An 11605-nucleotide genomic window follows, 5' to 3' on the forward strand; every position below is an offset into this window, starting at 1 on the left:
CCTTCGTCTGGGTCGCCCGCCTGAAGAGCTTCCGCCTCACCGCCGAGAAGCTCTTCAGCACCCAGGCCGCCATTTCCAGCCGTATCGCCGTGCTCGAAGGCGATCTGGGCGTGAAGCTGTTCGTTCGCGATTCCCGCGGCGTGACCCTGACCCCCGAGGGCCACCAGGTGCTGGAGTACGCCGAGCGCATGCTCGACACCGCGCAGTCGCTGCGCCAGGCCATAGATGCCGGCCGCGTCGGCCAGGGGCGTATCCGCATCGGCGCCATGGACACGGTCATCCACACCTGGCTCAGCCCCCTGGTGGCGCGTGGCATGGAGCGCTTCCCGGACCTCGAGATCGAGCTGATGGCGGACACCGCGATCAACCTCGCCGAGCAGTTGCGCAAGGGCTACCTGGACCTGATCTTCCAGACCGACGCCATCCGCCACGAATCGGTGCTCAACCTGGAGCTGGGCAGCTACCCGCTGCGCTGGGTGGTGCCCCGGGGCTCGCCCTACGACCGCGACTACACGGGGCTGGAGGACCTGTTCCGCGAGCGCGTGCTGACCTTCTCCAAGCATTCGCGGCCGCACCTGGACCTGCTCACCATGCTCCAGGCCCGCGACGTCAGCCTGCCGCGGCTGAACTGCGTGAACTCGGTGGCGGCGATGACGCGCCTGGTGCGCGATGGCTTCGGCATAGGCGCGCTGCCGCCGGCCCTGGTGGTCCAGGAGCTGGAGCGCGGCGAACTGCGGGTGCTGGACGTGGAGCCGTCGCCGCCGGAGCTGCCATTGGTGGCCTCCTGGCGCGGCGGCAGCGGCCTGGAGCTGGTGGAGCAGGTGGTGGAAATGAGCCGGACGGTGCTCGCTAACTACGCGGCCGGCGCCGGCGAGTCGCGCATCGTGCTGCTGCCGGCGGGCCGCTGAATCAATTTTTCCGATGCCCGGGGGCGGAAACTATTTGTTGGACGGCCTCGGCGCCGGCCGACTAGAACGGGGGCCTTGCCCACCATCAGGAGACCGCCGATGCCCCCGGCCCAGCCCCACGATCTCGCCTCCCTGAGCCCCCTCGAACTGCGCCGGCTGATCCGCCGCGGCGACTACGCCGGGCACACCAGCGGCCTCGGCCAGCGCCACCTGCAGGCCAACATCGTGATCCTGCAGCGTTCCTGGGCCGACGAATTCCTGCGCTTCTGCGTGCTCAACCCGCGCGCCTGCCCGCTGCTGGACGTCACCGAGCCCGGCTCGCCGCACTTCCACAAGCTCGGCGTCGACATCGACGTGCGCAGCGACGTGCCGCTGTACCGCGTGTATCGCCGCGGCCAGCCCCACCGCGAAACGAGCGACATCGGCGAGCTGTGGGAGGCCGACTTCGTCGCCTTCGCCATCGGCTGCTCGTTCTCCTTCGAGCAGGCGCTGCAGGACGAAGGCATAGCCCTGCGCCACATCGAGCAGGGGCGCAACGTGGCCATGTACCGCACCCATATCGCCAACACCCCCTCCGGGCGCCTGGCCGGCCACATGGTGGTGTCGATGCGCCCGCTGAAGGCCGCCGACGCGGTGCGCGCCAGCCAGATCACCGGGCGTTTCCCGCTGACCCACGGCGCCCCGGTGCACATCGGCGACCCGGCGCTGATCGGCATCGCCGACCTGCAAGCGCCGGACTACGGCGAGCCGGTGGCCCTGGCCGCCGACGAACTGCCGGTGTTCTGGGCCTGCGGCGTCACCCCGCAGGCGGTGCTGGCCGAGGCCGAGCCGGAGCTGTTCATCACCCATGCGCCGGGCTGCATGCTGGTCAGCGACCTGCTCTACGGCCAGCTCTGAGTCCCGCGCCCAGGGCGCCTGTTGCGGGGAAGCTCGGCTGCCTGGGCGCCCCCGCTGCCCTTGCATGCCCGCTACCGCGCAGGCGCTGCGCCAGGCCATCCACGCCTGGCTCAGCCCGCAGGCGGCACGGATAACGGAGCGTTTCCCGGCGTGTTACCGGCCACCTTAGGCCGTGCAGCCTGCTCGTTGCCTGGTTTGTCGCTGTTACCGCCGGGGCGCTGGGTAGCCTTTCGCTAGCACGCTGCTCCATTTGGTAACGCCCGCCCCGTAGTGGGGCATGTGGGGGCCGGCACTTCCCCCGAAAGAGCGGATTTTTTCCTTCCCAACGCCATTTTCAGTCGGCCTTCTTATTAATTGGCATCAAGTTTGATTACTCGTAACGGAAAGATTGTTGAACAATCACCGTGCGAGGGCTTCACCATGAAACAGCGATTTGCAGGCAAGGCGGGCTGGCTGGCGGCACTGGCGTTGCCCGGCGTACTGGCGCTGGCCGCACCGGCCATGGCAGCGGTAACCGGCACCCTGGAGGAGGGCCGCTTGAGCATCGGCTCGGACCTCACCTACCCACCCTACGCCTACCTCGAGCAGAGCCAGCCCGCCGGCTTCGACCCGGAGTTCATGAGGGCGTTGGGCAAGCAGTTGCAGCTGCAGCCGGAGTTCCGCGACACCCGCTTCGCCAACCTGGTGATGGGCGTCAACGCGCGGCGCTTCGACGTGGTCGCCTCGGCGCTCTACGTCACCCCCGAGCGCGCCCGCCAGGTGGACTTCCTGCCCTACCTGAAGAGCGGCGCCTCGCTGATGGTGCGCAGCGACGACGACTTCCGCCCGCAGCGCGCCGAGGACCTGTGCGGCAAGCGCGTGGCCTCGATCAAGGGCGGCTCGTGGATTCCCAGGCTGCTGGAGGTCTCGCGCGACTACTGCGAGGCCCAGGGCAAGCCGGCGATCCAGTCGCGGGAATTCCCCACCTCGCCCGAGGCCGCCCAGGCCCTGCTGGCCAAGGCGGTGGACGTGCAGTTCGAGAACGCCGCGGTGGCCAAGATCACCGCCGAGAAGCTGCAGGGCCGCCTGCAGATCGCCTCCCGCGAGCTGATCTACCCGGTGGTCATCGGCCTGGCCGTGCGCAAGGGCAACGGCGAACTGCTCGACGGCCTGCGCCAGGGCTTCGAGGCCATGAAGCAGGACGGCGAATACCAGGCCCTGCTGGCGCGCTACAACCTCGCCGAACCGAGCGCGGCGGACGTCGCCCAGGCGCTGGGCAACTGAACCGACGACCGGCCGAGCAATACGGAGCACGAACATGCATTTCGATTGGCACTATGCCCTGGGCCTGCTGTGGAACGCCGATTTCTGGCGCGCGGTGGGCACCGTGGTGGAGCTGAGCCTGGAAACCTGGCTGCTGGGCATCGTCCTCGGCTTCCTGGTGGCCCTGGCCCGGCAATCCTCGCGGCGCTACCTGCGCGACGCGGCGGCGCTGTACATCTGGTTCTTCCGCAGCCTGCCGCTGCTGGTGCTGCTGATCTTCGTCTACAACCTGCCGCAGGTCTTCCCCGGCACCAGCGCGCTGCTCTCCAACCCCTACGGCGCCGGGCTGATCGCCATGGTCCTGAGCGAGACGGCCTATATAGCGGAGATCCACCGCGGCGGCCTGCTGGCGGTCGCCAAGGGCCAACTGGAGGCGGGCAAGGCGCTGGGCATCGGCTACCGCGGCGTGCAGTGGCTGATCGTGATTCCCCAGGCGCTGCGCGTGGCGTTGCCGACCCTGGCCAACGAGTACATCACCATCGTCAAGCTGACCTCGCTGGTCTCGGTGATTTCCTTGAGCGAAATCCTGCTGGTCGGCCAGCAGCTCTACACGCAGAACTTCCTGGTGCTGGAGACCATGCTGGCGGTGGCCTTCTACTACGTGTTCATCGTCACCGTGTTCAGCTACCTGCTGCGGCGCCTGGAGAACCATCTCGACGTCACCCGCCGGCAGCCGCGCCCGGTGCCGGTCGGCGAGCTGCCGGCGGTGGTTTCGCGGCGCAGCGAGGCCAGCGCCGGGCAGGGCGCCTTCGCCCTGCAGGTGCGTGGGGCGCGCAAGCACTACGGCCAGTTGGAGGTGCTCAAGGGCATCGACCTCGACGTGCGCTGGGGCGAGGTGGTGTCGATCATCGGCCCCTCGGGTTCGGGCAAGACCACCCTGATCCGCACCCTCAACGGCCTGGAAGCGCTCGACCAGGGCGAGGTGACTCTCTGCGGCAAGCCGTTCCTGCGCGGCGCGCGCGAGCCGGGCGGGCCGCTGGGCAACAAGGTGCACATGCAGGGCATCGTCCAGGTCGGCATGGTGTTCCAGGGCTTCAACCTGTTCCCGCACAAGACGGTGCTGGAGAACGTCATGCTCGCTCCGCACCACCATGGTCACGCCGACGCCGCCGAGCTGCGCCAGCTGAGTCTGGCGCTGCTGAACAAGGTGGGCATGCTCGAACACGCCGGCAAGTACCCGCACCAGCTCTCCGGCGGCCAGCAGCAGCGCGTGGCCATCGCCCGCGCGCTGGCCATGCGCCCGGCGGTGATGCTGTTCGACGAGCCGACCTCGGCGCTGGACCCGGAGCTGGTCGGCGACGTGCTGGCGGTGATCGAGGAGCTGGCCAAGGAGGGCATGACCATGGTCATCGTCACCCACGAAATGAACTTCGCCTTCCGCCTGTCCGACCGCGTGGTGTTCATGGAGGCCGGGCGCATCGTCCAGGCCGGGCCGCCGCGCGAGCTGCTGGAGCAGCGCAGCGAGCGCATGGGGCGGTTCCTCAAGGACGTCCAACTGGCCTGAGGAGGGCCGCAGATGAAAAACAAAGACGCCGGCGGCCTGTCGCTGTCGGCCCAGGTCGCCAACGAACTGCGCGAGGACATCATCGGCGGGCGCCTGCTGCCGGGCATGGCGCTGGTCGAGAGCGAGCTGGTGAAGGGCTACAACGCCTCGCGCAACACCATCCGCGAGGCCCTGCACCAGCTCGGCCGCGAGGGCCTGGCCACCTACGTGCGCAACAAGGGCGTGATGGTGCGCCGCCTGGGCCTGGCCGAGGTGCGCGACATCTTCCTGGTGCGGCGCACCCTGGAGCTGCAGGCGATCCTCGCCAGCAAGCCGCTGCGCGAGTACCAGTCCGACCGCATGCTGGAGGCCATAGAGGCCGCCGAGCTGGCCCAGGACCGCGAGGACTGGCAGGCCTTCGGCACCCACAGCCTGCACTTCCACCAGCACATCGTCGGGCTGATGCGCAGCCCGCTGTTCGACGAGTTCTTCGCCAACGTCGCGGCGCAGATGCGCCTGGTGTTCTCCCTCGCGCCCAACGAGGAGAACTTCCAGCGCCCCTGGATCGACCGCGACCGGCACATCCACGACCTGCTCGGCGCCGGCCGCAAGCACGAGGCGGCGGAGGCCATGGCCAGCTACCTCGAGGATTCCGAAAACGCGCTGCTGGACCTGCTCGGCACACCCCACTCCCTCTGAACCAGGAGACACCGAACATGTACAAGGACTATCCCGCCGCCTACCAGGCCAACAAGGGTTCCGCCCTGCAGGTGGACAAGGCGTTCTACGACCGCCTGCGCGAGGACAAGGGCGCGCGCAGCCTCATCGAGCAGTTCGAGGTGCCGATCCGCACCGGCCGCGCCTGGAAGGTGCCGGCCGGGCACCTGTTCCGCGTCACCACCCCGGTCGGCCCGCAGGTCGGCGACTTCAACGTGTGGAACGCCAACGACCCGCGCGAGCGCATGTGGGCCGCGCGCACCCGCCAGCTGCAGGGCGCCCACGTCAGCACCTACGACCGCCTGTGGTCGAACCTGCCGTTCCTCCGCCCGCTGCTGACCATCACCGACGACAGCCTGGCCGCCTATGGCATCGACGAGCACGGCGGGCGGGTGCACGACCTGCTGGGCACGCGCTGCGACCCCTACGTCAACAAGATGCTCACCGGCGAGGACTTCCACCACCACTGCCACTCGAACCTGACCCGCGCGGTGCTGCCCCACGGCCTCACCGAGTTCGACGTGCACGACGTGCTGAATATCTTCCAGTGCACCGGCCTGAACCACGACGACATGTACTTCATGAAGGCCTGCCCGGCGAAGCAGGGCGACTACCTGGAGTTCTTCGCCGAGATCGATGTGCTCTGCGCGCTGTCCACCTGCCCGGGCGGCGACCTGTCGCTGCCCATGTGGGGCCCCGAGGCGCAGGACCCGTTGAGCGTCTGCCGCCCGCTGGGCGTGGAGATCTACCGCGTCGAGCCGGCTCTGCTCGAAGGCTGGCAGCCGCCGCAGCGCGCGGCCTACGACGGCCTCCACGGCCTGCGCCTGCAGAAGCCCGACTGGGAGCGCTGAGCCCGCCGCGACGGGCGTGCCGGCCGGCGGCCGGCACGCCCTGTTACCCCTGCATGAACGAATATGTCGCGGCTTGGTAATCCCATTGCCGCGCCGTCTCGTTAAGCTCCGCAAGTGAATCGTGACCGGGCGGTCCGGCCGCCTACCTGGATGCTTCCCCTGCCTGGATTAATGCCCAGCATCTGCTGAACTTCATCGGAAGACGGTGGCCCGGCGCCACTCCCGGGGCGATTCGCAGCTCGAGAAAGCCCTTGCTTCACCCAATGACAAGCCAAGCGGAGCATTGACCATGGCGTTCTTCACCGCGGCCAGCAAAGCCGATTTCCAGCAGCAACTGCAATCGGCCCTGGCGCAGCACGTCGGCGAAAAGGTGCTGCCACAAGTAGCCCTGTTCGCCGAACAGTTCTTCAGCCTCATCTCCCTCGACGAATTGACCCAGCGCCGCCTGTCCGACCTGGTCGGCTGCACCCTGTCCTCCTGGCGCCTGCTGGAGCGCTTCGACCCGGCCGAGCCGGAAGTGCGCGTGTACAACCCCGACTACGAGAAGCACGGCTGGCAGTCCACGCACACCGCCGTGCAGGTGCTGCACCCGGACCAGCCGTTCCTGGTCGACTCGGTGCGCATGGAGCTGAACCGCCGCGGCTACAGCATCCACACCCTGCAGACCACCGTGGTCAGCGTGCGCCGCAACGCCAAGGGCGAGCTGCTGGAAGTGCTGCCGAAGAACAGCCAGGGCAAGGACGTGCGCCATGAGTCGCTGATGTACCTGGAGATCGACCGCGCCTCCCACGTCGGCGAGCTGCGCACCCTGGAGAAGACCCTGCTGGAAGTGCTGGGCGAGGTGCGCCTGGCGGTGGCCGACTTCCCGGCCATGCGCGCCAAGGCCGAGGAACTGCTGGCCTGGCTCGGCAAGTCCAAGGCCAAGGCCCGCGCCGAGGAGACCGCCGAGGTGCGCGCCTTCCTCGAATGGCTGCTGGACAACCACTTCACCTTCCTCGGCTACGAAGAGTTCACCGTGGTCGACGAGGCCGACGGCGGCCGGGTGAACTACGACGAGAAATCCTTCCTCGGCGTGACCAAGCTGCTGCGCACCGGCCTGAGCAAAGAGGAACTGCACATCGAGGACTACGCGGTGGCCTACCTGCGCGAGCCGCTGCTGCTGTCCTTCGCCAAGGCCTCGCACCCCAGCCGCGTGCACCGCCCGGCCTACCCGGACTACGTGTCCATCCGCGAGATCGACGCCAAGGGCAAGGTGCTGCGCGAATTCCGCTTCATGGGCCTGTTCACCTCCTCGGTGTACAACGAGAGCGTCAGCCAGATCCCGTCGATCCGCGGCAAGGTCGCCGAGGTCGAGCGCCGCTCCGGCTTCGACGCCAACGGCCACCTGGGCAAGGAACTGGCCCAGGTGCTGGAAGTGCTGCCGCGTGACGACCTGTTCCAGACGCCGGTGGACGAGCTGTTCGCCACTGCCATGGCCATCGTGCAGATCCAGGAGCGCAACAAGATCCGCCTGTTCCTGCGCAAGGACCCGTACGGCCGTTTCGCCTACTGCCTGGCCTACGTGCCGCGCGACATCTATTCCACCGAGACGCGGATCAAGATCGAGCAGGTCCTGCGCGAGCGCCTGAAGGCCAGCGACTGCGAGTTCTGGACCTTCTTCTCCGAATCGACCCTGGCCCGTGTGCAGTTCATCCTGCGGGTGGACCCGAAGACGCGCATCGACATCGACACCAAGCGGCTCGAGGAAGAGGCCATCCAGGCCTGCCGTTCCTGGCAGGACGACTACGCCGCGCTGGTGGTGGAGAACTTCGGCGAAGGGCAGGGCACCAACATCCTCGAGGACTTCCCCAAGGGCTTCCCGGCCGGCTACCGCGAGCGCTTCGCCCCGCACTTCGCGGTGGTCGACCTGCAGCACCTGCTCAGCCTGTCCGATGCCCGCCCGCTGGTGATGAGCTTCTACCAGCCGCTGGCGCAGAGCGAGCAGCAACTGCACTGCAAGCTGTACCACGCCGACGCGCCGCTGGCGCTGTCCGACGTGCTGCCGATCCTGGAGAACCTCGGCCTGCGCGTGCTCGGCGAGTTCCCCTACCGCCTGCGCCACGCCAACGGCCGCGAGTACTGGATCCACGACTTCGCCTTCACCTACGCCGAAGGCCTGGACGTGGACATCCAGCAGCTCAACGAAATCCTCCAGGACGCCTTCATCCACATCGTCAACGGCGACGCCGAGAACGACGCCTTCAACCGCCTGGTGCTGACCGCCAGCCTGCCGTGGCGCGACGTCGCCCTGCTGCGCGCCTACGCCCGCTACCTCAAGCAGATCCGCCTGGGCTTCGACCTGGGCTACATCGCCAGCGCGCTGAACGCCCACGTGGACATCGCCCGCGAACTGGTGCGGCTGTTCAAGACGCGCTTCTACCTGGCCCGCAAGCTCACCGCCGAGGACCTGGAAGACAAGCAGCAGAAGCTCGAGCAGGCGATCCTCAGTGCCCTGGACGACGTCCAGGTGCTCAACGAGGACCGCATCCTGCGGCGCTACCTGGACCTGATCAAGGCCACCCTGCGCACCAACTTCTACCAGCCCGACGCCGCCGGCCAGAACAAGAGCTACTTCAGCTTCAAGTTCAACCCCAAGGCGATCCCCGAGCTGCCCAAGCCGGTGCCCAAGTACGAAATCTTCGTCTACTGCCCGCGCGTCGAGGGCGTGCACCTGCGCGGTGGCAAGGTCGCCCGCGGCGGCCTGCGCTGGTCCGACCGCGAGGAGGACTACCGCACCGAAGTGCTCGGCCTGGTCAAGGCCCAGCAGGTGAAGAACGCGGTGATCGTCCCGGTGGGCGCCAAGGGCGGCTTCATCCCGCGGCGCCTGCCGGTGGGCGGCAGCCGCGACGAAATCCAGGCCGAGGCCATCGCCTGCTACCGCATCTTCATCTCCGGGCTGCTGGACATCACCGACAACCTCAAGGAAGGCGAGGTGGTGCCGCCGGCCAACGTGGTCCGCCACGACGAGGACGACCCCTACCTGGTGGTGGCCGCCGACAAGGGCACCGCGACCTTCTCCGACATCGCCAACGGCATCGCCGCCGAATACGGCTTCTGGCTGGGCGACGCCTTCGCCTCCGGCGGCTCGGCCGGCTACGACCACAAGGGCATGGGCATCACCGCCCGCGGCGCCTGGGTCTCGGTGCAGCGGCACTTCCGCGAGCGCGGCATCGACGTGCAGAAGGACAGCGTCACCGTCATCGGCATCGGCGACATGGCCGGCGACGTGTTCGGCAACGGCCTGCTGATGTCCGACAAGCTGCAACTGGTGGCCGCCTTCAACCACCTGCACATCTTCCTCGACCCCAACCCGGACCCGGCGGTGAGCTTCGCCGAGCGCCAGCGCCTGTTCAACCTGCCGCGCTCGGCCTGGTCGGACTACGACGCCTCGCTGATCTCCGCCGGTGGCGGCGTGTTCCCGCGCAGCGCCAAGAGCATCACCCTGAGCCCCGAGGTGCGCGCGCGCTTCGACATCCAGGCCGAGCGCCTGACCCCCACCGAGCTGATCAATGCCCTGCTCAAGGCGCCGGTGGACCTGCTGTGGAACGGCGGCATCGGCACCTACGTCAAGTCCAGCAAGGAAAGCCACGCCGACGTCGGCGACAAGGCCAACGACGCCCTGCGCGTGGACGGCCGCGAGCTGCGCGTGAAGGTGGTGGGCGAGGGCGGCAACCTGGGCGTGACCCAGCTCGGCCGCGTCGAGTTCGGCCTCAATGGCGGCGCCTGCAACACCGACTTCATCGACAACGCCGGTGGCGTGGACTGCTCCGACCACGAGGTCAACATCAAGATCCTGCTCAACGAGGTGGTGGCCGCCGGCGATATGACCGGCAAGCAGCGCAACGCCCTGCTGGCCGAGATGACCGAGCAGGTCGGCGACCTGGTGCTGGGCAACAACTACAAGCAGACCCAGGCGCTGAGCCTGGCCGAACGCCGCGCCCGCGAGCGCATCGCCGAGTACAAGCGGCTGATGAGCGACCTGGAGGCGCGCGGCAAGCTCGACCGCGCCCTGGAGTTCCTGCCCACCGACGAGGCCCTGGCCGAACGCATCGCCGCCGGCCAGGGGCTGACCCGCGCCGAGCTGTCGGTGCTGATCTCCTACAGCAAGATCGACCTCAAGGAGTCGCTGCTCAAGTCGCTGGTGCCCGACGACGACTACCTCACCCGCGACATGGAAACGGCCTTCCCGCAGACCCTGGTGGCCAAGTTCGGCACGGCCATGCGCCGGCACCGGCTGAAGCGCGAGATCGTCAGCACGCAGATCGCCAACGACCTGGTCAACCACATGGGCATCACCTTCGTGCAGCGCCTGAAGGAGTCCACCGGCATGACCCCGGCCAACGTCGCCGGCGCCTACGTGATCGTCCGCGACGTGTTCCACCTGCCGCACTGGTTCCGCCAGATCGAGCAGCTCGACTACCAGGTGCCGGCGGAAGTCCAGCTGACCCTGATGGACGAACTGATGCGCCTGGGCCGCCGCGCCACCCGCTGGTTCCTGCGTAGCCGCCGCAACGAGCAGGACGCCGCCCGCGACGTGGCCCACTTTGGCCCGCGCATCGCCGCCCTGGGCCTGAAGCTCAACGAACTGCTCGAAGGTCCGACCCGCGAGCTGTGGCAGGCGCGCTACCAGGCCTACGTCGACGCCGGTGTGCCCGAGTTGCTGGCACGCATGGTCGCCGGCACCAGCCACCTCTACACCCTGCTGCCGATCATCGAGGCGGCGGACGTCACCGGCCGCGACCCGGCCGAAGTGGCGCGCGCCTACTTCGCCATCGGCAGCGAGCTGGAGCTGACCTGGTACCTGCAGCAGATCAGCAACCTGCCGGTGGAGAACAACTGGCAGGCGCTGGCCCGCGAAGCCTTCCGCGACGACCTCGACTGGCAGCAGCGGGCGATCACCGTCTCGGTGCTGCAGATGCAGGACGGCCCGCAGGACATGGGCGAGCGCGTGGCGCTGTGGATCGACCAGCACCGCGAAATGGCCGAGCGCTGGCGCGCCATGCTGGTGGAACTGCGTGCCTCCACCAGCACCGACTACGCCATGTACGCGGTGGCCAACCGCGAACTGCTGGACCTGGCGCAGAGCAGCCAGCACGGCGCGAGCGTCGCCGCCTGACGCCCGCCGGCTGAGCCCGTCGCTGTTCCCGAGCCCCGCCTTGTGCGGGGCTTTTTTGCCCGGACGTCAGGCGTGGAGCTGCCTTGCCGCTTTTCGTAGGATGGGTTGAGCCTTGGCGAAACCCATGCGGCCATGGCGATGGGTATCGCTTCGCTCAACGCCATCCTACGACGGCCCCATCCACACCATTTCCATGTAATTGGATGGACTCACCCTCACCGAGGCGTCGAGGCGCCACGGTGGCGGTCTAAGAAGCCACCGACAGTGAGGGTGAGTCCATGAAAAAGCATAC

7 protein-coding genes are annotated in these 11605 nt (G+C 68.2%); all 7 read left to right on the plus strand.

What is annotated here, in order from left to right:
* The coding region (locus RN02_RS10500) for a LysR family transcriptional regulator (RefSeq protein ID WP_043314409.1) at positions 1–908 on the plus strand (908 nt) is incomplete at its 5' end.
* A 99-nt stretch (positions 909–1007) separates the two neighbouring features.
* Positions 1008–1805: a putative hydro-lyase gene (locus tag RN02_RS10505; protein ID WP_043314411.1), complete on the plus strand. Its 798-nt coding sequence runs from the start codon at positions 1008–1010 to the stop codon at positions 1803–1805.
* A 420-nt stretch (positions 1806–2225) separates the two neighbouring features.
* Entirely contained in the window at positions 2226–3068 is an 843-nt protein-coding gene (locus tag RN02_RS10510) for an ABC transporter substrate-binding protein (RefSeq protein ID WP_043314412.1), read from the plus strand.
* Between the two features lie 34 nt (positions 3069–3102).
* Complete coding sequence (locus RN02_RS34575) at positions 3103–4611, plus strand: amino acid ABC transporter permease/ATP-binding protein (RefSeq protein ID WP_043314414.1); 1509 nt, start codon at positions 3103–3105, stop codon at positions 4609–4611.
* Between the two features lie 12 nt (positions 4612–4623).
* On the plus strand, positions 4624–5289 hold the full coding sequence (locus tag RN02_RS10520) for a GntR family transcriptional regulator (protein WP_009621255.1): 666 nt from the start codon (positions 4624–4626) through the stop codon (positions 5287–5289).
* A gap of 17 nt (positions 5290–5306) precedes the next feature.
* Positions 5307–6158: an urea carboxylase-associated family protein gene (locus tag RN02_RS10525; protein ID WP_043267378.1), complete on the plus strand. Its 852-nt coding sequence runs from the start codon at positions 5307–5309 to the stop codon at positions 6156–6158.
* Positions 6159–6447: 289 nt separating this feature from the next.
* Entirely contained in the window at positions 6448–11313 is a 4866-nt protein-coding gene (locus RN02_RS10530; protein ID WP_043314416.1) for an NAD-glutamate dehydrogenase, read from the plus strand.
* Positions 11314–11605 lie beyond the last annotated feature (292 nt).

It is taken from the genome of Pseudomonas sp. PI1, from assembly GCF_000812405.1.
In the GTDB taxonomy this organism is placed as follows: Bacteria; Pseudomonadota; Gammaproteobacteria; order Pseudomonadales; family Pseudomonadaceae; genus Pseudomonas; species Pseudomonas citronellolis.